Genomic DNA, 20,412 nt, shown 5'->3' with positions numbered 1-20,412 from the left:
AACGCCTATAGAGGCCGCGACGCCCCTGCGTCGCGGCCTTGCCGCTTCCCTCCCCTTCTTCGTGATCCGCCATGACCCGTGTCGACTTCTATGTTCTGCCTTCCACCGATCCCGCGGCGCGGCTGGCCTTTGCCTGCCGGCTGGTGGACAAGGCCTGGAAACAGGGCATGCCGGTCTATGTGCACTGCGCCGACGTCGAGCAGCGCCAGCGCCTGGACGAGCAGCTGTGGGCGTTCCGTCCCGACAGCTTCGTTCCCCACGATCTGGCGGAGAACGCCAGCGACAGCCCCGTGGTGCTGGGTCTGACCACGCCCACCGAGCAGCAAGGCGAGCTGCTGATCAACCTCAGCCTCGCCCCGCCGCCCTGCCATGCGGGTTTCGCCCGCATCGCCGAGGTGGTCGTCGAAGCCCCCGAAGTGCGCCAGGCGATGCGCGAAGGTTTTCGCTTCTACCGCAAGCTTGGCTATGCTCTACAGGACCATCAGCTGTCACGTGTCTGATTTCATGACCAGCACCAAGCCTCCCGCGCACGTCCTGCAAGACCTCGAAGCCATCCGCCAGGTGCTCGACAAGAGCCGCAGCGCGGTCCATCCGAGCAGCGTCGATGGCATCCCCATCCTCTCCGACGTCATCGCCCCCAGCGCCGAGCGGCTCAAGGCCATCCCACCGCTGCTCGACCAGATCGTGCCGGACGTCATCGAGGACGCGACGCCCAGCGCGCCCCACGAAGACCTGGCCCAGGTGCGTCTGCGCCAGGAGGCGCCGGCCATCCTCCAGGAGCTGCTCGACGAACAGTTGCCGCGCCTGGAAGCCGAACTGCAGCGCCGCCTGCAGCAGCGCCTGGAAGAATTGCTGCAGCGTCCCTGAGCCCGGGGCGCCAAGGCGCCCTGCCGTCGGCGGGCCGGAGTCGCTATACTCGGAGGCTTTCCTCTTCCAGCGACAAAAGCCCCCTCCATGGACAAGACCTACCAGCCGCACGCCATCGAAACCTCCTGGTACCAGACCTGGGAACGCCAGGGCTATTTCGCGCCCCAGGGGTCGGGCGAGCCCTACACCATCATGATCCCGCCGCCGAACGTGACCGGCAGCCTGCACATGGGCCATGGCTTCAACAACGCCATCATGGACGCCCTGATCCGCTTCCGCCGCATGCAGGGTCGCAACACCCTCTGGCAGCCGGGCACCGACCACGCCGGCATCGCCACCCAGATGCTGGTGGAGCGCCGCATCGGCGCCGAGGGCCTGTCGCGCCACGACCTGGGCCGGGAGAAATTCCTGGAGAAGGTCTGGGAATGGAAGAACGAATCCGGCGGCAACATCAGCCGGCAGATCCGCCGCCTGGGTTCCTCGGTGGACTGGTCGCGCGAGCGCTTCACCATGGACGACGGCCTCTCCGAGGCGGTCAAGGAAGCCTTCGTACGCCTGCACGAGGACGGCCTGATCTACCGCGGCAAACGCCTGGTCAACTGGGACACCAAGCTGCACACCGCCATTTCCGACCTGGAAGTGGAAAGCCATGACGAGAAGGGTCACCTCTGGCACCTGCGCTATCCGCTGGCCGATGGCGCCCGTACCGCCGAGGGCATGGACCATCTGGTGGTCGCCACCACCCGTCCCGAGACCCTGCTGGGTGACGCCGCCGTGGCCGTGCACCCGGAAGACCCACGCTACAAGGACCTGATCGGCCAGTATGTCGAGCTGCCCCTGGTCGGCCGGCGCATCCCCATCGTCGGCGACGACTACTGCGACCCCGAATTCGGCACCGGCTGCGTCAAGATCACCCCGGCCCACGACTTCAACGACTATGAAGTCGGCAAGCGACACAACCTACCACTGATCAACGTCTTCGACGCCGACGCCGCGGTGCTGCCCGGCGCCCAGGTGTTCAATCTGGACGGCAGCGTCAACGGCATGTTCGATGCCACCCTCCCCGCCGCCTACGCCGGTCTGGACCGCTTCGAGGCGCGCAAGCGCATCGTCGCCGACCTGGACGCCGCCGGTCGCCTGGAAAAGATCGAGGACCACGCGCTCAAGGTGCCCAAGGGCGACCGTTCCGGCACCGTGATCGAGCCCTGGCTGACCGACCAGTGGTACGTCTCCACCAAGCCCCTGGCCGACAAGGCCATCGCCGTGGTCGAGAGCGGCGAGGTGCAATTCGTGCCCAAGCAGTACGAGAACATGTACTTCAGCTGGATGCGCGACATCCAGGACTGGTGCATCAGCCGCCAGCTCTGGTGGGGCCACCGCATTCCCGCCTGGTACGACCAGGCCGGCAACGTCTACGTCGGTCGCGACGAGGCCGAGGTGCGTGCCAAGCACGACCTGGGTGACATCGCCCTGCGCCAGGACGACGACGTCCTGGACACCTGGTTCAGTTCCGGCCTGTGGACCTTCTCCACCCTCGGCTGGCCCGAGCACACCGAGGCGCTCAAGACCTTCCACCCCACCGACGTGCTGGTCACCGGCTTCGACATCATCTTCTTCTGGGTCGCCCGGATGATCATGCTGTCCACCCACCTGACCGGGCAGATCCCGTTCAAGACCGTCTACGTCCACGGCCTGGTGCGCGACGGCCAGGGCCAGAAGATGTCCAAGTCCAAGGGCAACGTGCTCGATCCGCTGGACATCGTCGACGGCATCGACCTGGACACTCTGCTGCAGAAGCGCACCAGCGGCCTGATGCAGCCCAAGCTGGCCGAAAAGATCGCCAAGCAGACCCGCGCCGAATTCCCGGACGGCATCGCCAGCTACGGCACCGACGCCCTGAGATTCACCTTCTGCTCCCTGGCCACCACCGGCCGCGACATCAAGTTCGACATGGGTCGCGTCGAGGGCTATCGCAACTTCTGCAACAAGCTGTGGAACGCGGCGAACTTCGTCATGGAGAACGTCGAGGGCCAGGACACCGGCGTCAACGACGAACCCGTCGAGCTGTCCTCGGTGGACCGCTGGATCATCTCCCAGCTGCAGCGCACCGAGGCCGAGGTGACCCGTCAGCTCGACGCCTTCCGCTTCGACCTGGCCACCCAGGCGCTCTACGAATTCGTCTGGGACGAGTACTGCGCCTGGTACCTGGAGCTGGTCAAGCCGGTGCTGTGGGACGAGAACGCCTCCCTCGAACGCCAGCGCGGCACCCGCCGCACCCTGGCGCGGGTGCTGGAAGTGGTGCTGCGCCTGGCGCACCCCTTCATGCCCTTCATCACCGAGGAAATCTGGCGGCGCCTCAAGGCGCCGGCCGGCGTCCAGGGCGAGACCCTGATGCTGCAACCCTGGCCGGTGGCCAACGAGGCGCGCATCGATGCCGCCGCCGAAGGCGACATCGAGTGGGTCAAGGCGCTGATGCTGGGCGTGCGGCAGATCCGCGGCGAGATGAAGATCTCCATGGCCAAGCGCATCGACATCATCGTCGCCAACGCCAGTGCCGAGGACCAGCGCCGCCTGGCCGATTTCGAGCCGCTGCTGAACAAGCTGGCCAAGCTGGAATCGGTCCGCGTGCTGGCCGCCGGTGAGGAAGCGCCGATGTCCGCCACCACCCTGGTCGGCGAGATGGAAGTGCTGGTGCCCATGGCCGGCCTGATCGACAAGGACGCGGAACTGACGCGCCTGGACAAGGAGATCGGCCGCCTGGAAGGCGAGGTCAAGCGCGTCGGCGGCAAGCTGGGCAACGAAGGCTTCGTCGCCAAGGCGCCCGCCGAGGTCCTGGAAAAGGAACGCGCCAAACTGGCCGAGGCCGAACAGGCCTTGGCCAAGCTGGTGGACCAGCGGCAGCGCATCGCCACCCTCTGATGCCCCTGAAGCCCACCCTCGCGGTGGGCTTTTTATTGCCAGGACGATTCTCATGGACGTGAGCAAGACCAAGACCAGCTTCTATCGCCGGCTCTATGTGGCCTGGCTGGTGGCCAGTGGCACCGCCACCAGCGTACCAGCCCTGATGGCCGCCACCGGCATGCCGCGGCGCACGGCCCAGGACACCCTGCTGGCCCTGGCCGATCTGGATATCGACTGCCAGTTCGTGCAGGGCGAAGGCGCCCGCAACAACGCAGGTGGCTACGAGATTCGCGACTGGGGCGCGGTGGATCCGCGCTGGATCGAGCGTGAGCTGGCGCGGATCAAGACGGTCCTGGGCTATCCCTGAGCCCTAGAAATCCAGCACCAGCACCACGTCATAGGCCGGCGTCTCATAGGGATGCGCCGCCTTGAGCGCCGCCACGGCCTGGCGGGCGAGCTGCTCGTCGGCCAGCACCAGCTCCACCCGCCATTCCTCCAGCTGTTCGAGACTGCCCTGCTCGCCCAGATGCGGCTGGCTGCCCGCTAGCGGACGGAATTGGCCGAGGCCCTGGACCTGCCAGCAGCAGCTGTCATAGCGGCCGATGCGACCGCCGCCCACGGCGAAGATCGCCTGCTTGACGGTTTCCAGGTGGCAGTCGGGGACGTAGAAGCAGAGTTTGAGCATGGAAGTCGCTCTCGGGCTGGGCGGCCCTCACCCCAGCCCTCTCCCTGAGGGAGAGGGGGTAAGAGCGCAGCGGCGGACGCCTGGTGGCTCGCCGTCGGTTTGGAAGAAGAGCGTATGAGCCAGGCTCACCCGACCGCAGGTCGAGCAAGCCTGGCCAGGCGCCGAACCCTCAATCCACCCAGACCCGCGCGTTGCGGAACAGGCGCATCCAGCCACCGTCCTCGCCCTGCCAGTCGGCCGGGATCCAGGAGTTCTGCACGGCGCGGAAGCAGCGCTCGGGGTGCGGCATCATCAGCAGCACGCGACCGTCCTGGCTGGACAGACCGGTGATGCCCAGCGGCGAGCCGTTGGGGTTGGCCGGATAGGTCTCGGTGACCTTGCTGTGACCATCGACATAGCGCAGCGCCACGGTACCGGAGACGTCGGCGGCGACCAGCGCCTGCTGATTGGGGTACTCGGCGAAGCCTTCGCCGTGGGCAATGGCGATGGGCAGCCGCGACCCGGCCATGCCGGCGAGGAACAGCGACGGCGAATCCTGCACCTGGACCATGGCCACCCGCGCCTCGAACTGCTCGGAGCGGTTGCGCACGAAGCGCGGCCAGAATTCGCTGCCGGGCACCAGCTCGCGCAGGTTGGCGACCATCTGGCAGCCGTTGCACACGCCCAGGGTGAAGGTATCGGTGCGCTCGAAGAACTGCTGGAAGCCGTCGCGGGCACGGGCGTTGAACAGGATGGACTTGGCCCAGCCGCCGCCGGCGCCGAGGACGTCGCCATAGGAGAAGCCGCCACAGGCCACCACACCCTTGAAGTCCGCCAGGTCGATGCGCCCGGAGAGGATGTCGCTCATGTGCACGTCGATGGCGGCGAAACCGGCGCGATCGAAGGCCGCACCCATCTCCACCTGACCGTTGACGCCCTGCTCGCGCAGGATGGCGACCTGCGGCCGCACGCCCTTCTTGATGTAGGGGGCGCAGATGTCTTCGTTGGGGTCATAGGCCAGCTTGGCCGACAGCCCCGGATGATCCTCTTCCAGCAGGGCATCGAATTCCTGCTGGGCGCACTCGGCGTTGTCGCGCAGGCGCTGGATCTGGAAGCTGGTCTCGCTCCAGACGCGCTGCAGCATGCGCCGCTCGGCCCGGTAGAGGTGCTCGTCGTGGTAGTGGATGTTGATCTCGTAGCCGTTGACCGGGTTGCCGATCACCGCCACGCAGTCTTCCAGACCGGCCGCGCTGAACTGGGCCAGCACTTCATGGGTGAAGTCCTGGGGCACCTGGATGACGGCGCCCAGTTCTTCGGCGAACAGCGCCCGGGTCAGCTCGTCACGGTCGGCGGCCAGGGCATCCAGGCGCAGGGCCAGGCCGCAGTGACCGGCGAAGGCCATTTCCACCAGGGTGGTGATGAGGCCGCCGTCGGAACGGTCGTGGTAGGCCAGCAGCAGGCCGTCCTGGTTGAGGCCCTGGATCACGGCGAAGAAGGCCTTGAGGTCTTCGGCTTCGTCGACGTCGGGAGCCTGCTGGCCGAGCTTGCCGTGGGTCTGGGCGAGGATGGAGCCGCCCAGGCGATTCTGGCCGCGACCCAGGTCGATGAGGATCAGATCGGTCTGGCCCTTGTCCAGGCGCAGCTGGGGGGTCAGGGTGCGGCGGATGTCCTGCACCGGGGCGAAGCCGGTGATCACCAGCGACAGCGGCGCGGTGACGCTCTTGTCTTCGCCGCCGTCCTGCCAGCGGGTCTTCATGGACATGGAGTCCTTGCCGACCGGGATGGTGATGCCCAGCTGCGGGCACAGCTCCATGCCCACCGCCTTGACGGTTTCATATAGGCGCGCGTCTTCGCCCGGGTGGCCGGCAGCGGCCATCCAGTTGGCGGAGAGCTTGATGTCGCCGAGCTTCTCGATCCGCGCGGCGGCCAGGTTGGTGATGGTCTCGCCGATGGCCATGCGGCCGGAAGCGGGCGCGTCGAGCAGCGCCAGCGGGGTGCGCTCGCCCATGGCCATGGCTTCGCCGGTGTGGACGTCGAAGCTGGTGGCGGTCACGGCGCAGTCGGCCACCGGCACCTGCCAGGGGCCGACCATCTGGTCGCGGGCGACCAGGCCGGTGATGGTGCGATCGCCGATGGTGATCAGGAAGCTCTTGCTGGCCACGGCCGGGTGACGCAGGACGCGCTCCACCGACTCGGTCAGGTCCAGGCCGGCGCCATCGAAGGCGTCGCCCAGTTCGGCTTCACGGGTCGCGCTGCGGTGCATGCGCGGCGGCTTGCCGAGCAGGACGTCCAGCGGCATGTCCACGGCGTTGTTGCCGAAGTGGCTGTCGGCCACGGTCAGCTGGCGCTCCTCGGTGGCCTCGCCGACCACGGCGAAGGGGCAGCGCTCGCGTTCGCAGATGGCCTTGAAGGTCTCGAAGTTCTCGGCGTCCACGGAGAGCACGTAGCGCTCCTGGGACTCGTTGCACCAGATCTCCAGCGGACTCATGCCCGGCTCGTCGTTGGGCACGTTGCGCAATTCGAAACGACCGCCGCGACCGGCATCGTTGACCAGCTCGGGGAAGGCGTTGGACAGACCGCCCGCACCCACGTCGTGGATAAAGGTGATGGGGTTGTTTTCACCCAGCTGCCAGCAGCGGTCGATGACCTCCTGGCAGCGGCGCTCCATTTCCGGGTTCTCGCGCTGCACCGAGGCGAAATCCAGATCGGCGGAGCTGGCGCCGGTGGACATGGACGAGGCCGCGCCACCGCCCAGGCCGATCAGCATGGCCGGGCCGCCCAGCACGATGAGCTTGCCGCCCACCGAGATGTCGCCCTTCTGCACGTGGTCGGCGCGGATGTTGCCCAGGCCGCCGGCGAGCATGATCGGCTTGTGATAGCCACGCACCTCGGGACCGCGGGGGGTCTCGACCTGCTGTTCGAAGGTACGGAAGTAGCCGGCCAGGGCCGGACGCCCGAATTCGTTGTTGAAGGCGGCGCCGCCGAGCGGGCCTTCGATCATGATGTCCAGCGGGGTGACGATGCGCTCGGGCTTGCCGTAGGGCTGTTCCCAGGGCTGCTCGAAACCGGGGATGTTCAGGTTGGAGACGGTGAAGCCGGTCAGGCCCGCCTTGGGCTTGGAGCCGCGACCGGTGGCGCCTTCGTCGCGGATCTCGCCGCCGGAGCCGGTCGAGGCGCCGGGGAAGGGAGCGATGGCGGTCGGGTGGTTGTGGGTCTCCACCTTCATCAGGATGTGTACGGGCTGGCTGTGCGCGCCGTATTCGCGGGACTCGGCGTCGGGGTAGAAGCGCCCGGCGGTGAAGCCTTCCATGACCGCGGCGTTGTCCTTGTAGGCGGACAGCACGCCGGTGCGGTTCATCTCGTAGGTGTTCTTGATCATGCCGAACAGGGACTTCTCCTGGCTCTCGCCGTCGATGTCCCAGCTGGCGTTGAAGATCTTGTGCCGGCAGTGCTCGGAGTTGGCCTGGGCGAACATCATGAGTTCGACGTCGTGGGGGTTGCGCCCCAGGGTGGTGAAGCTCTTCACCAGGTAGTCGATCTCGTCTTCGGCCAGGGCCAGGCCCAGCTCCAGGTTGGCCTGTTCCAGGGCCGCGCGACCGCCGCCGAGCACGTCCACCGCGGTGAGCGGCTTGGGCGTGGCATGGCTGAAGATGTCGGCGGCGGCGTCCAGGGTCGGCAGCACGCGCTGGGTCATGCGGTCATGCAGGGCCGCGGCCAGTTGCGCATGGGCGGCGGCGTCCAGCTCGCCGGCAACGTAGTAGGCCACGCCGCGCTCCAGGCGCTCGATCTGCGCCAGGCCACAGTTGTGGGCGATGTCGGTGGCCTTGCTTGACCAGGGCGAGATGGTGCCCAGGCGGGGCACGATGAGGAACAGCGCGCCGCTGGGTTCCTGCTGGGGGACGCTGGGGCCGTATTGCAGCAGTCGGCCGAGGATGCCCTCTTCCTCCGCGCTCAGGGTGCCGGCGACTTCGGCGAAATGAACGAACTCGGCATAGAGCCCGGAGACACCGGGAACCAGGCGAGTCAGCTGGTCGAGAAGTTTGCCGTGACGGAAGGAAGAAAGAGCGGGAGCGCCGCGCAGGATCAGCATCGGGGACAGCCTCGGGGCCAAGTCACTTTGGGGCCGTGCATTCTAGCCTAAAGGCGCGCCGGGGACACCTTCCGGCGACGAGGGTTCATCCAGCCTTACCACCACCCTTGTATGTATAAAATGGGCGCTTTGCCACTTCTCGCGTATACTGCCCGCCGATACGGCCTGCCGCGCCCCATGGACGCGGCTCCACATTGGGCTCAGGATAGAGCCTTTGGCCGGACCGGTGGCGCGGAGCGTCCCGACTATAACGAGTGCCCGGAGGGGCCGACCGATGAGGCGCGTCAGCAAGGCGCCAGTGCCGTTTTGATGCCGTATGGCCGAGCTAGCCCATTTGAATAAAGCCTTCAAGCGATTCGCCTGGCTTACCCTGCCCTTTCTCGCCTTGCTCATGAGCTGCGGGGAAGCGGACGTGCCTGCGCCGCCCAAGCCGACCGCCCTGGAGCAGGTGCAGCAGGCCGGCGTCCTGCGCGTGGTGACGCGCAACAGTCCGGCGACCTATTTCCAGGACCGTAACGGCGAGACCGGCTTCGAATACGAACTGGTCAAGGGCTTTGCCGAATCGCTCAAGGTGCGCCTGGAAATCAGCACCGCCGACAACCTCGACGACCTCTTCAATCGCCTGACCGCGCCGGACGGCCCGGTGATCGCCGCCGCCGGCCTCACGCCCTCGGTCAATCGCCAGAATCTGAAATTCTCCCGCAGCTATCTGGATGTGGTGCCCCAGGTCATCTACCGCAACGGCACCGTCCGCCCCAGCACCCCCAAGGACATGGTCGGCAAGCGCATCCTGGTGCTCAAGGGCAGCAGCCAGGCCCAACAACTCAGGGCGCTGCAGGCCCAGGTGCCGGAGCTCACCTTCGACGAGTCCGATCAGGTGGAGGTCAGCGACCTCTTGCGCATGGTCGACGAAGGCCAGATCGACCTGACCCTGGTGGATTCCAACGAACTGGCCATGAACCAGGTCTATTTCCCCAACGTGCGGGTGGCCTTCGACCTCGGCGACAACCAGGGCCAGGCCTGGGCGCTACAACCCGGCGAGGACAATAGCCTGCTCGACGCGGTCAACGCCTACCTCGACAAGGTCCGCCGCGACGGCACCCTGCAGCAGCTCAAGGAGCGCTACTACGGCCACGTCGACGTGCTCGGCTACGTGGGCGCCTACACCTTCGCCCAGCACCTGCAGGAACGCCTGCCCAAGTACGAGAAGCACTTTCGCAAGGTGGCGCAGAAGCATCAGCTGGACTGGCGCCTGCTCGCTGCCATGGGCTACCAGGAATCGCTATGGACGCCGGACGCCACCTCCAAGACCGGAGTGCGCGGCCTGATGATGCTGACCAACAACACCGCCCAGGCCATGGGCGTGTCCAATCGCCTGGATCCCGAGCAGAGCATCACCGGCGGTGCCAAGTACTTCGACCAGATCCGCGACGAGTTGCCCGACAGCATCAACGAACCGGATCGCACCTGGTTCGCCCTGGCCACCTACAACATCGGCATCGCCCACATCCTCGACGCCCGCCGCCTGGCCGAATCCCAGGGCCTGGATCCGGATCGCTGGCTGGACGTGAAGAAGATGCTGCCGCGCCTGGCGCAGAAGCAGTGGTATAGCAAGACCCGCTACGGCTACGCCCGCGGCGGCGAAACGGTGGAATTCGTGCAGAACGTGCGCCGTTACTACGACATCCTCACCTGGACCACCCAGCCGCAGATGGAAGGCCAGCAACTGGCCAAGACCGGCCTCCACGTCCCCGCCATCGCCGACGACCGCCCCGCCCGGGAAACGCCGCAGGATATGTAAAGAGAGACGTACCGTCGTCCGTCCGATGCGCCATTACCGCCCCCTCTCCCTCGGGGAGAGGGCTGGGGTGAGGGCTGACTCGCTCGAAACCTCGTAGCGTGGAAAACCGCTCAGCGTTTTCCACTGGCACCCCGGCACCTCCCGCGTGGACAAGGCTGCGCCGTTGTCCACCCTACGCACCCGCGGGCGCCTTCACGCCCAACATGGCCGGATCGATCGGGGCACCGTTGGGCTTCGCTGCGCTCAACCCAACCGACGAAAAGCGCTATTTCTTCGGCTTCTGGATCAGCTTGTCCACGGCGCGGGCGGCGGCGACCATGCCGAAGGTGGCGGTCACCATCATCACCGCGCCGAAGCCGCCGGCGCAGTCCAGGCGGACGCCTTCGCCGACGAAACTCTTCTGCTGGCAGACGCTGCCGTCCGGCTTGGGATAGCGCAGTTGCTCGGTGGAAAAGACGCAGGGCACGCTGTAGTGGCGACTGGGATTGCGCGAGAAGCCGTAGTCGCGGCGCAGCAGCGAGCGGACCCGCGAGGCCAGGGGGTCGTTGTAGGTGCGATTGAGGTCGACCACCTGGATCTGGGTGGGGTCGATCTGGCCGCCGGCGCCGCCGGTGGTGACGATGGCGATCTTGCGCCTCTTGCACCAGGCGATCAGCGCCGCCTTGGAGGCCACGCTGTCGATGCAGTCCAGCACCAGGTCGAGCTCTTCAGTGATGTAGTCGGCCATGGTCTCGCGGGTGACGAAGTCCGCCACCGCCTTGACCTGGCAGGCCGGATTGATGGCCTGGATGCGTTCGGCCATCACCGTGACCTTGGGCCGCCCCACCTGGCCTTCCAGCGCATGCACCTGGCGATTGGTGTTGCTGACGCAGACGTCGTCCAGATCGAACAGGCTTATGCGGCCGACGCCGCTGCGGGCCAGGGCCTCGGCGGCCCAGGAGCCCACCCCGCCGATGCCGACCACGGCGACATGACTGGCGGCCAGGCGCTCGACGGCCTCCTGCCCATAGAGCCGGGCGATCCCGCCGAAGCGTTGTTCATCGAACGTCATGAAGGCTTTCCACAAAAGCCACAGTATAGGTTTTCCTTTACCATACCGCTCCCCCTGAACCCTAGCCGCCTCCCGGGACCCGCCATGACCACCGCCCTCACCCCCACCCTGGAACTCGCCTGCGACCTCATCGGCCGGGCCTCGGTCACGCCGCTGGACGAAGGCTGCCAGGCCCTGATGATGCAGCGCCTGGAGCGCCTGGGCTTCGCCCTCGAACCCCTGCGCATCGAAGAGGTGGACAACTTCTGGGCGCGGCGTGGCGGCGCGGGTCCGGTGCTGTGCTTCGCCGGGCACACCGACGTGGTGCCCACCGGCCCCCTGGAGGCCTGGCAGCAGGCGCCATTCAATGCCCACGTGGATGCCGACGGCATGCTGCGCGGCCGCGGCGCCGCCGACATGAAGGGCAGCCTGGCGAGCATGATCATCGCCGTGGAGCGCTTCGTCGCCGACCACCCGGACCATCGCGGCGCCATCGCCTTCCTCATCACCAGTGACGAGGAAGGCCCCGCCCTGCACGGCACCCGTGCCGTAGTCGAGCGCCTGCGCGAGCGCGGCGAACGACTGGACTGGTGCATCGTCGGCGAACCCTCCAGCACCCGGCTGCTGGGCGACGTGGTCAAGAACGGGCGTCGCGGCTCGCTCAACGGTCGCCTGACGGTGCGCGGCAAGCAGGGCCATGTGGCCTATCCGCACCTGGCGCGCAACCCCATTCATCTGGCGGCCCAGGCGCTGGCGGATCTGGCCGCCGAACAGTGGGACGCCGGCAACGCCTTCTTCCCGCCCACCAGCTTCCAGATCTCCAACGTCAATTCCGGCACCGGCGCCGGCAACGTGGTGCCGGGCGAGTTGCAGGCGCTGTTCAACTTCCGCTTCTCCACCGAATCCACCGTGGAGGGCCTGCAGGCCCGGGTCGAGGCCATCCTCGATCGCCACGGCCTGGACTGGCACATCGACTGGTCGCTGTCCGGCCTGCCCTTCCTCACCGAGCCGGGCGACCTGCTCGACGCCGTCTCGGCCAGCGTGGAAGCCGTCACCGGCTACCGCCCCGAAGCCTCCACCAGCGGCGGCACCTCGGACGGTCGCTTCATCGCCACCCTGGGCGCCCAGGTGGTGGAACTGGGTCCGGTCAACGCCACCATCCACCAGGTGGACGAGCACGTGCTGGCCAGCGACCTGGATCTACTGACCGAGGTGTACTACGGCACCCTGGTGCGGTTGCTGGCATGAAGCTGATCTGTCCGCTCTGCCAAGCCCCGCTGGCCGAACTCGAGGGTGGCGTCGGGTGCGCCGCCGGTCATAGATTCGACCGTGCCCGCCAGGGCTATCTGAACCTCCTGCCGGTGCAGCACAAGAAGAGTCTGGACCCGGGCGACAACGCCGCCATGGTCGAGGCCCGCCGACGCTTTCTCGATGCCGGTCACTATGTGCCCCTGGCCGAGCGCCTGGCGCACCTGGCCACCGAACGCGCACCCCAGCGCTGGATCGACGTGGGCTGCGGCGAAGGCTTCTATACCGCGCGCCTGGCCCAGGCGCTGCCCGCGGCCGACGGCTATGCCCTGGACATCTCCCGCGAGGCGGTGCGCCGCGCCTGCCGGCGTACCCCGGCGCTGACCTGGCTGGTGGCGAGCATGGCGCGCCTGCCGCTGCCGGACGCCAGTTGCCAGCTGCTGGCCAGTGTCTTCAGCCCCATCGACTGGGCTGAAGCCCAGCGCGTGCTGGCACCCGGCGGCGGCATCCTGCGCCTGGGTCCGGCCAGCGCCCACCTGCTGGAGCTGCGCCAGCGGCTCTATGACGAGGTGCGCGACTATGCCGAAGACAAGCACCTGCAGGATCTGCCGAAGGGCCTGGAACTGGCCCACAGCGAGGGGCTCGAATTCGTGCTGCCGCTGGCCGAACGCCAGACCCGTGAAGACCTGCTGGCCATGACCCCCCACGGTTGGCGCGTCAACGCCGAACGCCGGGAGCGGGTCCTCGCCGAGCCCTTCGAGGTGCGGGTGGCAGTACGTTACGATTGGATCGTCAAATCCGGAGCCTAAGCCCCATGCGCCAGCCCGATATCGAAATCTATCTCAAGGACGTCGACCAGGACGCCGTCTCGGCCTGGCTCGAACAGGTGTTCGCCATGCCCTGCGCCTGGCAGGCGCGCGGGCAGACCTTCAAGTGCACCCTGCGCTATGGCGGCGAGTCCATTCCGGTCACCTGGCTGCCGAAGGCGGTGGGCAAATGGCACAGCCTGCTGCTGGAAAGCGATGTATCGCCCTGGGTGGATGACCTGGCCTGTGCCCGCGATGCCCAGGCGGCCCTGCAGGTGCAGGTGCGCTGCGCGCCAAGTGGCTGGAGCGAGGAAGAAGAGGAAGAAGCCGCCGATCGCTGGCTGAAGGTGACGGAGGCGGGCGTCGAAGAGATCGTCTGGCGCACCGAGTGAACTGAAGGTGCGAGGAGCCTTGCGCTCCTCGCACAGCGGGCCTAGACCCGGGCCACGTCTTCGGCTTGCAGGCCCTTCTGGCCCTCGATCACCGAGAACTCCACCTGCTGGCCTTCGGTCAGGGAGCGGTGGCCCTCACCACGGATGGCGCGGTAGTGAACGAACACGTCGGCACCGCCCTCGCGTTGAATGAATCCATATCCCTTGGCGTCATTGAACCACTTGACGGTCCCGGTTTCGCGTTGCTCACCCATCACATCTCTCCGAAGCTTTCTGGATTTCCTATCCCCGCTCGCCACAGCCTGGGCGACCGGGTTGCCTTTTGGTATCGGTACGGATCGCGCATCGGATCGGTCGCCAGGCTGACAGCCCGGGTCCGACCACTGGCAACAACTTGCCGACACCTTATAAAGCATGGCTTTCCCGGCAAAAGCAACGTTCTTTACGCAAAGTGCCATCACGGCTGAAAGCCGCGTCAGCGCCGGGTTTTCGACGATTTAAGCGGCATTTTTTCGACAGCGGGGACAAGGCGCCGACTGCCGGGTCGAAGTCAGAACAACACGGGCGGTTTTACGCCCGCCAGGCCATCCGGCACACTGCCGCCCCGTCATTCCGGTAGCCCTCCATGACCCGTTCGCCGCTGCGCCTTCTGGCCTTCTCGCTGCTCAAGCGCCTGCTCTATCTCTGGGTTCGCTCCGAGACCACCCAGGCGGCCAGTCTGCTCAGCCGCATCGATCCCGCCAAGCCGGTGCTCTATGTCCTCCCCGAAGCCTCGCTGAGCGATCTGGCGGTGCTCGACCGGGAGTGCCGTAAGGCCGGGCTGCCGCGACCACTGCGCCCGCTGGTGCTGGGCAGCAAGACCGAGCCACTGGCCTACTTCAACGCCACCGGCAAGGCCAACTGGCGCGGGCGCCCGGCGCGGCGCTCTGTGCCCCCCACCCTGCGCCGGGTGGTCACCGCGGTAACCGAGCAGCAGCTGGAAGACGTCCAGCTGGTGCCGGTCAGCGTCTTCTGGGGTCAGTCGCCGGATCGCGAGACCAGTCCCTGGAAACTGCTCTGGGCGGACAACTGGGTGGTGACCGGCCGGCTGCGCAAGCTGGCGCGCATCCTGGTGCTGGGCCGGCTGACCCGAGTGCAATTCTCCAAGCCGCTGTCCCTGGGCGAACTGGCCAGCCAGCGCCCCGATCCGCAACGCCTGGAGCGTCTGGTGATGCGCCGGCTGCGCATCCACTTCCGCAACGTGCGCCAGGCGGTGATCGGTCCGGACCTGTCGCACCGGCGCACCCTGCTGCGCGGCCTGCTGCGGGCACCCCAGGTGCGGGCGACCATCGCCCACGAGATCGCCCAGCGCAAGGCCACTCCCGGGCGCATCGAAGACGAGGCGGCGCACTATGCCCGGGAGATCGCCTCGGACTTCTCCTATCCGGTGGTGCGCTGCCTGGACGTCGGTCTGCGCTGGTTCTGGAACAGCATCTACGATGGCGTCACGGTCAGCCATATCGAGCGGATCCAGGAGATGGCGCCCGGTCATACCGTGGTCTATGTCCCCTGCCACCGCAGCCACATCGACTACCTGCTGCTCTCCTACCTGCTGTTCCAGAACGGCCTGACCCCGCCGCACATCGCCGCCGGCATCAACCTGGACATGCCGGTGGTAGGCAACATCCTGAGACGCGGCGGCGCCTTCTTCATGAGGCGCAGTTTCAAGGGCAACGCCCTCTATGCCGCGGTGTTCAACGAATACCTGCACAGCCTGTTCAGCCGCGGCTTCTCCACCGAGTACTTCGTCGAGGGCGGGCGCTCGCGGACCGGCCGTACCCTGCAGCCACGCACCGGCATGCTGGCCATGACCCTGCGCAGCTTCCTGCGCGATTCCCGGCGGCCCATCGTCTTCGTACCGGTGTACATCGGCTACGAAAAGGTGTTCGAGGGTCGCACCTACCTCGGTGAATTGCGCGGCGCGGCCAAGAAGAAGGAATCCATCTTCGACCTGGTCAAGGTCTTCGGCGCCCTGCGCCAGCGCTTCGGTCGGGTCTGGGTCAACTTCGGCGAGCCCATCCCGCTGCAGAGCTTTCTCGATGCCCGCCGTCCAGGCTGGCGCGACGAACCCCTGGGCGAAGACCTGAAGCCCGCCTGGTTCAATTCGGTCACCCACGAACTGGGCGAGCGGGTGGTGCGCCGCATCAATGCCGCGGCGGCCGTCACCCCGGTCAACCTGGTGGCCCTGGCACTGCTCTCGACCCATCGCCAGGCCCTCGACGAAGGCGCCCTGGTGCGCGCCATCGACCTCTATCTGGATCTGCTGAAACGGGTCCCCTACTCCACCAGCGTCACCCTGCCCGAGGGCGACGGCCAGGCGATCATCGAAGAGGTGCGCGCCCTCGGCTTCCTCTCCGAGCAGCAGGACGCCCTGGGGCGCATCCTCTACCTGGACGAGCAGAACGCGGTGCTGATGACCTACTACCGCAACAACGTCCTGCACCTCTTCGCCATCCCGGCGCTGATCGCCAGCTTCTTCCAGAACACCGGGCGCATGACCCGCGAGCTGATCCATAGATTCGCCCTGGCGCTCTATCCCTATCTGCAGGCCGAACTGTTCATCCACTGGGAGCGCGAGGAGCTGCCGCTGGTGCTGGACGGCTGGCTGGAAGCCATGGTGGAGCGCGGCCTGCTGCGTATCGAGGACGACGTCTTCGTGCGCGCGGCGCCCAGCTCGCGGCAATTCGTCCGCCTCACCCTGCTGGCGCGGGCCATCCTGCAGACCCTGCAGCGCTACTACATGACCACTGCGCTGATCCTCAACCACGGGCAGAACAGCCTGACCGCGCCGCAACTGGAGGAACTCTGCACGGTGATGGCCCAGCGGCTGTCGGTGCTGCATGGCCTCAATGCGCCGGAATTCTTCGACAAGTCGCTGTTCCGCCACTTCATCCAGACGCTGCTGGCCGAAGGGGTGCTGCGCAAGGCCGACGACGGCACCCTGGGTCACCATGAACTGCTCGGAGAACTGGCCGAGGGTGCGGGCAAGCGGGTGCTGCCGGCGGAGATTCGCCTGTCGATCCGCCAGGTTGCCCTGGATCGGCCCGAGGCCCCGGACCTGCCGGAAGCCGAATCCCCTGTGCCCGCCGGCAACTAAGCCGGCATCCATGGGTCACAGCAGTCGATTTCAGTCCAGGATCTACCCATGAAAAGAATCGCCACCCTGCTCGCCACCTCGCTGCTGCTCAGCGCCTGTAGCGGGCTGCGCCCCGGTCCCGCGACGCCACCGCCGCCGGCCGGCCAGCCGCTGCCGCCCACCGAGCAGCCGCAGACCACCACCCCTGGCGTGCCGGCCCAGCCGAGCATGACCAGCCTCAGCGGCCAGGCCACCTTTACCGCCAACGAGCCGGTACCGCCCACCGCCAAGCTCACCGTCAGCCTCTACAGCGCCAGCGCCGGCGATACCCCTGCCGGTCGTCTGGCCCAGCGCACCCTGTTCGTCAAGCAACCCGGCCAGGTGCCCTTCCGCCTCGACTACGCCCCGGCCAAGGTCAAGAGCGGCGAGCGCTATCTGCTCAGCGGCCGCATCCTGCTCGGCGGTCGTCCGCTGTACCTGACCCAGGAGCCGGTGACCGTGGATCTGAACAGCGGTGGCGAGGTGGAATTGCCGCTGCAGCCGGTGCGCTGAACTCCAAGAGACTCGGCGGGGCATGCTAGGATCAAGGCTCTCGACCTCCCGCTTCTCCACCGAGGTGCGCCTTGACTCCTCGCCTCGCCATCAAGCGCTATCAGGGCGACCACCAGCCCCATGCCCATGCCTTCGCGCAGCTGGTGCTGCCCATCCAGGGCGGCATGGAGCTGGAACTCGCCGGGCGTAGCGGGACGCGGCTGCATACCGGGCTCGCGGCCCTGGTGGCGCCCGACTGCGGTCATGCCCAGCAATCGGAGCCAGGCAGCCGCTTTCTGGTGATCGATTGCGCCGCCGACTGGTTGCCTGCCCCCATTCTGGATCGCGCGCTGCGGCAGCCGGGGCTGGCGATCCAGCCCGCGACGCGGCAGCTGATCACCTTCGCCGAGCTGACTTCGCCTGATACCCTCGATCAACACGCGCCCGAACTCACCCGCCTGCTGCTCGCCTCGCTCGACGCCACTGCCGCCGGCTCGGCCTTCGACCGTTTGCTGGCCGAGGTGGAGGCCCAGCCCGCGGGTGACTGGAACAATGCGGCCATGGCCCGCCTGGCGGGTCTGGGGCTGACGCGGTTGCACCTGCTGTTCCACCAGCGTTTCGGCCAGACGCCCCAGGCCTGGCTGACCGATCTACGCCTGCGCCAGGCGCAGCGCTGGCTGGGCGACAGCCGCCTACCGATTGCCGACATCGCCCTGCGCGTCGGCTTTTCCGATCAGGCCGCCCTGACCCGCGCCATGACCCGCCGCCAGGGCATCAGCCCGGCCGCCTGGCGGCGCGGCCAGCGACTGCCCGGGTAATGCAGTCCAGCTAAGCAGTCCAGGTAAAAAGCCGCGCAGTCTCGCGCAAGACCGGCTTCCCTCGCCGTCGCCACACTGGTGGCGAATGGGTGGAGACGGTGCTATGCAGGAACGAGAACTATCGGCAGTGGGTATCGGCTATGGGCTGGCGGCAGGCCTGTGCTGGGGCGTGATCTTTCTGGCGCCGGCGCTGGTCCCCGACCTGAGCGGCGCCCAGTTCGCCGTGCTGCGCTTTCTCTGCTACGGCCTGGTGTCTCTCGGGCTGCTGCTGCCCTGCTGGCGCCGACTGCGCTCGCAACTGAGCTGGGCCGACGGCAGACGCCTGTTCTGGCTCAGCCTGATCGGCAACCTGGGCTACTACACCCTGGTCGGCGTGGGCGTGAAGCAGGCCGGCATCGCGGCGACCACCCTGATCGTCGGCCTGATCCCGCTGCTGGTGGCCCTGGCCGGGCAGCGCGACGCGGGCGCCGTGAGTTTCGGGCGCCTCTGGCCGTCGCTCTGCTGCGCGCTGCTCGGCGTGGCCCTGATCAGCTACGAGACGCTGACCACCACCGCCGTCGGCGAGCAGCCCGCCCTGGGCCTGCTGTGCGCCTGTGGCGCCCTGCTGGCCTGGAGCTGGTTCGCGGTGGTCAACACGCGCTTCCTGGCCAGGACGCCGATCGGCGCCCACGATTGGGGCCTGCTGCTGGGCGGGATGACCGGCGCCCAGGCCCTGCTGGCCGCGCCCTGGTTGCTCGGCGAGGCGCTGGCGTGGCGAGCACCGGCGGACTGGCTGCAGCCGCTGCTGGTGGCTGCCGGCGTGGCATTGCTCGCCTCGGTGATCGGTGGCGCCTGCTGGAACCAGGCCAGCCGCCGGCTACCCCTGACCCTGAGTGGCCAGGCCATCGTCATCGAGACCCTGGCCTCGCTGACCTATGGCTTTCTCTGGAACGGGCGCTGGCCGACTCGCCTGGAAGCCCTGGCGATCCTCCTGCTCCTGCTCGGGACGAGCTGGTGCCTGCAGTGCCACCGGCGCCCGGCCCGGACGGTAGCGGCGGCGACATGACCCTGAGAATCCGGCTGCGCCCCTCCTACGCCAGCGGCGGCAAGGCCCAGTCGATGGGGGTGAGCCCGGCGTTGCGCAGGAATTCGTTGGTGCGACCGAAGTGGCCGTTGCCGATGAAGCCGCGATGGGCCGACAGTGGCGAGGGATGCGCCGACTTGAGGATCAGGTGCTTCTGGGGATCGATGAGCGCCTGCTTGCTCTGGGCATGGCTGCCCCAGAGCAGGAACACCAGATTCTCGCGCTCGGCGCTGACCACCTCGATGACGCGATCGGTGAATCGCTGCCAGCCGGCCTTCGCATGGGAGCCGGCGTTGGCCTGCTCCACGGTCAGCGAGGTGTTGAGCAGCAGTACGCCCTGCTCCGCCCAGTGCTGCAGATAGCCGTGGTTGGGAATGGGCAGGTTCAGGTCGCGCTTGAGTTCCTTGAAGATGTTCTGCAGCGACGGCGGCGCCGGCACCCCGGGTTGCACCGAGAAGCTGAGGCCATGGGCCTGGCCCGGACCGTGGTAGGGATCCTGACCGAGAATGACCACCCTGACCTGATCCAGAGGGGTGGTATTGAGAGCATTGAAGATCAGCGGACCGGGCGGATAGATGACCTTGCCCGCCGCCTTCTCGCGCCTCAAGAACTCGCTCAGCTGACGCATGTAGGGCTGCTCGAATTCGTCGCGCAGCGCGGCTTTCCATTGGGGGTCGAGCTTGATGCGATCGTCGTCCACGATTCGAGGCTTCCTGGTCAAGACAAGGGCAGCACCCTAGAAAAGCCGGCTGCCCCTGTCAAACCCGCTACCAGCGCGGACCGTAGCGCGGGCCCCAGCCGGGCGGACCATAACCCGGACGCGGCCCCCAGCCCGGCGGTCCCCAACCGGGACCCGGCCCCCAGTGGGGCGGTGGTGGCGGGGCCGGTCGATAGTAGTAGCCGTAGCCATAGGGCCGCACGATGACCGCGGGCGGCGGATAGGCTGGCGTGCCGTAAAAGACCGCCGCGGGGGGTGCCGGACGGCTGTAATAGCGCGGGGACGTGTCGTAGACGGTGCAGCCGGTGAAGGTCAGGGCACAGAGCGACGCCAAGAGGAAATGGCGCATGGGGGAGATCTCCAGAACG

General features: G+C 67.4%; 18 protein-coding genes. 12 read left to right on the top strand and 6 right to left on the bottom strand.

What is annotated here, in order from left to right:
- Nucleotides 1-71: 71 nt before the first annotated feature.
- The 4 genes from QKY98_RS11965 to QKY98_RS11950 all read left to right on the top strand — a co-directional run bounded on the left by QKY98_RS11965 (nt 72) and on the right by QKY98_RS11950 (nt 4,135).
- A complete protein-coding gene (locus QKY98_RS11965; RefSeq protein ID WP_284670977.1) occupies nt 72-500 on the top strand; it encodes a DNA polymerase III subunit chi in 429 nt (142 codons plus the stop codon).
- Nucleotides 501-504: 4 nt separating this feature from the next.
- The gene (locus QKY98_RS11960; protein WP_042136331.1) at nt 505-867 is read left to right on the top strand and encodes a hypothetical protein; all 363 of its coding nucleotides are present in this window, start codon (nt 505-507) and stop codon (nt 865-867) included.
- A gap of 87 nt (nt 868-954) precedes the next feature.
- Complete coding sequence (locus QKY98_RS11955) at nt 955-3,786, top strand: valine--tRNA ligase (protein ID WP_284670976.1); 2,832 nt, start codon at nt 955-957, stop codon at nt 3,784-3,786.
- A gap of 52 nt (nt 3,787-3,838) precedes the next feature.
- Complete coding sequence (locus tag QKY98_RS11950) at nt 3,839-4,135, top strand: winged helix-turn-helix domain-containing protein (protein WP_027602453.1); 297 nt, start codon at nt 3,839-3,841, stop codon at nt 4,133-4,135.
- A 3-nt stretch (nt 4,136-4,138) separates the two neighbouring features.
- Here QKY98_RS11950 and QKY98_RS11945 read toward each other — a convergent pair whose 3' ends face one another.
- On the bottom strand, nt 4,139-4,453 hold the full coding sequence (locus QKY98_RS11945) for a YqfO family protein (RefSeq protein ID WP_284670975.1): 315 nt from the start codon (nt 4,451-4,453) through the stop codon (nt 4,139-4,141).
- A 169-nt stretch (nt 4,454-4,622) separates the two neighbouring features.
- The gene (gene purL, locus QKY98_RS11940; protein ID WP_284670974.1) at nt 4,623-8,522 is read right to left on the bottom strand and encodes a phosphoribosylformylglycinamidine synthase; all 3,900 of its coding nucleotides are present in this window, start codon (nt 8,520-8,522) and stop codon (nt 4,623-4,625) included.
- Between the two features lie 316 nt (nt 8,523-8,838).
- Here purL and mltF point away from each other — a divergent pair, with 316 nt between their 5' ends.
- Nucleotides 8,839-10,323: a membrane-bound lytic murein transglycosylase MltF gene (mltF, locus tag QKY98_RS11935; RefSeq protein ID WP_027597238.1), complete on the top strand. Its 1,485-nt coding sequence runs from the start codon at nt 8,839-8,841 to the stop codon at nt 10,321-10,323.
- A 265-nt stretch (nt 10,324-10,588) separates the two neighbouring features.
- On the opposite strand, the gene tcdA is transcribed toward mltF, so the two are convergent.
- Entirely contained in the window at nt 10,589-11,374 is a 786-nt protein-coding gene (gene tcdA, locus QKY98_RS11930) for a tRNA cyclic N6-threonylcarbamoyladenosine(37) synthase TcdA (protein WP_007163033.1), read from the bottom strand.
- An 84-nt stretch (nt 11,375-11,458) separates the two neighbouring features.
- Between tcdA and dapE the strand changes: the two genes are divergently transcribed.
- Genes dapE through QKY98_RS11915 form a run of 3 tightly spaced genes read left to right on the top strand, consistent with a single transcriptional unit; the run spans nt 11,459 to nt 13,799 of the window.
- On the top strand, nt 11,459-12,601 hold the full coding sequence (gene dapE, locus QKY98_RS11925) for a succinyl-diaminopimelate desuccinylase (protein WP_007163034.1): 1,143 nt from the start codon (nt 11,459-11,461) through the stop codon (nt 12,599-12,601).
- A complete protein-coding gene (locus QKY98_RS11920; RefSeq protein ID WP_044342928.1) occupies nt 12,598-13,410 on the top strand; it encodes a putative RNA methyltransferase in 813 nt (270 codons plus the stop codon). Before dapE ends, QKY98_RS11920 begins: the two co-directional genes overlap by 4 nt.
- Before the next feature lie 5 nt (nt 13,411-13,415).
- Nucleotides 13,416-13,799: a hypothetical protein gene (locus QKY98_RS11915; protein WP_027602447.1), complete on the top strand. Its 384-nt coding sequence runs from the start codon at nt 13,416-13,418 to the stop codon at nt 13,797-13,799.
- Between the two features lie 41 nt (nt 13,800-13,840).
- On the opposite strand, the gene QKY98_RS11910 is transcribed toward QKY98_RS11915, so the two are convergent.
- Nucleotides 13,841-14,053, bottom strand: a complete 213-nt coding sequence (locus QKY98_RS11910; RefSeq protein ID WP_007163037.1) for a cold-shock protein — start codon at nt 14,051-14,053, stop codon at nt 13,841-13,843.
- A 371-nt stretch (nt 14,054-14,424) separates the two neighbouring features.
- Between QKY98_RS11910 and plsB the strand changes: the two genes are divergently transcribed.
- The 4 genes from plsB (at nt 14,425) to QKY98_RS11890 (ending at nt 19,308) form a co-directional block, all read left to right on the top strand.
- Nucleotides 14,425-16,935 carry a glycerol-3-phosphate 1-O-acyltransferase PlsB gene (gene plsB / locus QKY98_RS11905; RefSeq protein WP_027597242.1) on the top strand — a complete coding sequence of 837 codons (2,511 nt, stop codon included), beginning with the start codon at nt 14,425-14,427 and terminating at the stop codon, nt 16,933-16,935.
- Between the two features lie 48 nt (nt 16,936-16,983).
- The gene (locus QKY98_RS11900) at nt 16,984-17,466 is read left to right on the top strand and encodes a YbaY family lipoprotein (protein ID WP_027602445.1); all 483 of its coding nucleotides are present in this window, start codon (nt 16,984-16,986) and stop codon (nt 17,464-17,466) included.
- A gap of 71 nt (nt 17,467-17,537) precedes the next feature.
- Nucleotides 17,538-18,263, top strand: a complete 726-nt coding sequence (locus tag QKY98_RS11895) for an AraC family transcriptional regulator (RefSeq protein ID WP_052382694.1) — start codon at nt 17,538-17,540, stop codon at nt 18,261-18,263.
- A gap of 103 nt (nt 18,264-18,366) precedes the next feature.
- The gene (locus QKY98_RS11890; RefSeq protein WP_042138522.1) at nt 18,367-19,308 is read left to right on the top strand and encodes a DMT family transporter; all 942 of its coding nucleotides are present in this window, start codon (nt 18,367-18,369) and stop codon (nt 19,306-19,308) included.
- Between the two features lie 25 nt (nt 19,309-19,333).
- Here the strand turns inward: QKY98_RS11890 and ung are convergent, their stop codons facing one another.
- Together ung and QKY98_RS11880 are read right to left on the bottom strand one after the other, a co-directional pair.
- The gene (ung, locus tag QKY98_RS11885) at nt 19,334-20,029 is read right to left on the bottom strand and encodes a uracil-DNA glycosylase (RefSeq protein WP_085982659.1); all 696 of its coding nucleotides are present in this window, start codon (nt 20,027-20,029) and stop codon (nt 19,334-19,336) included.
- Between the two features lie 64 nt (nt 20,030-20,093).
- Nucleotides 20,094-20,393, bottom strand: a complete 300-nt coding sequence (locus QKY98_RS11880; protein ID WP_007163043.1) for a hypothetical protein — start codon at nt 20,391-20,393, stop codon at nt 20,094-20,096.
- Nucleotides 20,394-20,412: the final 19 nt, after the last annotated feature.

This window comes from Pseudomonas sp. HR1 (assembly GCF_030175875.1).
Lineage (GTDB): Bacteria > Pseudomonadota > Gammaproteobacteria > Pseudomonadales > Pseudomonadaceae > Chryseomonas > Chryseomonas oryzihabitans.
This window is presented reverse-complemented; position numbering and strand designations above follow the sequence as displayed.

What these genes read in the sequence shown, in the direction of transcription:
- plsB (WP_027597242.1), top strand. Translation starts at nt 14,425, where the DNA reads ATGACCCGTTCGCCGCTGCGCCTTCTGGCCTTCTCGCTGCTCAAGCGC.
- tcdA (WP_007163033.1), bottom strand. Translation starts at nt 11,374, where the DNA reads ATGACGTTCGATGAACAACGCTTCGGCGGGATCGCCCGGCTCTATGGG.
- QKY98_RS11880 (WP_007163043.1), bottom strand. Translation starts at nt 20,393, where the DNA reads ATGCGCCATTTCCTCTTGGCGTCGCTCTGTGCCCTGACCTTCACCGGC.
- QKY98_RS11965 (WP_284670977.1), top strand. Translation starts at nt 72, where the DNA reads ATGACCCGTGTCGACTTCTATGTTCTGCCTTCCACCGATCCCGCGGCG.
- QKY98_RS11945 (WP_284670975.1), bottom strand. Translation starts at nt 4,453, where the DNA reads ATGCTCAAACTCTGCTTCTACGTCCCCGACTGCCACCTGGAAACCGTC.
- QKY98_RS11900 (WP_027602445.1), top strand. Translation starts at nt 16,984, where the DNA reads ATGAAAAGAATCGCCACCCTGCTCGCCACCTCGCTGCTGCTCAGCGCC.
- mltF (WP_027597238.1), top strand. Translation starts at nt 8,839, where the DNA reads ATGGCCGAGCTAGCCCATTTGAATAAAGCCTTCAAGCGATTCGCCTGG.
- QKY98_RS11920 (WP_044342928.1), top strand. Translation starts at nt 12,598, where the DNA reads ATGAAGCTGATCTGTCCGCTCTGCCAAGCCCCGCTGGCCGAACTCGAG.
- QKY98_RS11950 (WP_027602453.1), top strand. Translation starts at nt 3,839, where the DNA reads ATGGACGTGAGCAAGACCAAGACCAGCTTCTATCGCCGGCTCTATGTG.
- purL (WP_284670974.1), bottom strand. Translation starts at nt 8,522, where the DNA reads ATGCTGATCCTGCGCGGCGCTCCCGCTCTTTCTTCCTTCCGTCACGGC.
- dapE (WP_007163034.1), top strand. Translation starts at nt 11,459, where the DNA reads ATGACCACCGCCCTCACCCCCACCCTGGAACTCGCCTGCGACCTCATC.
- QKY98_RS11960 (WP_042136331.1), top strand. Translation starts at nt 505, where the DNA reads ATGACCAGCACCAAGCCTCCCGCGCACGTCCTGCAAGACCTCGAAGCC.
- QKY98_RS11955 (WP_284670976.1), top strand. Translation starts at nt 955, where the DNA reads ATGGACAAGACCTACCAGCCGCACGCCATCGAAACCTCCTGGTACCAG.
- QKY98_RS11890 (WP_042138522.1), top strand. Translation starts at nt 18,367, where the DNA reads ATGCAGGAACGAGAACTATCGGCAGTGGGTATCGGCTATGGGCTGGCG.
- QKY98_RS11910 (WP_007163037.1), bottom strand. Translation starts at nt 14,053, where the DNA reads ATGGGTGAGCAACGCGAAACCGGGACCGTCAAGTGGTTCAATGACGCC.
- QKY98_RS11915 (WP_027602447.1), top strand. Translation starts at nt 13,416, where the DNA reads ATGCGCCAGCCCGATATCGAAATCTATCTCAAGGACGTCGACCAGGAC.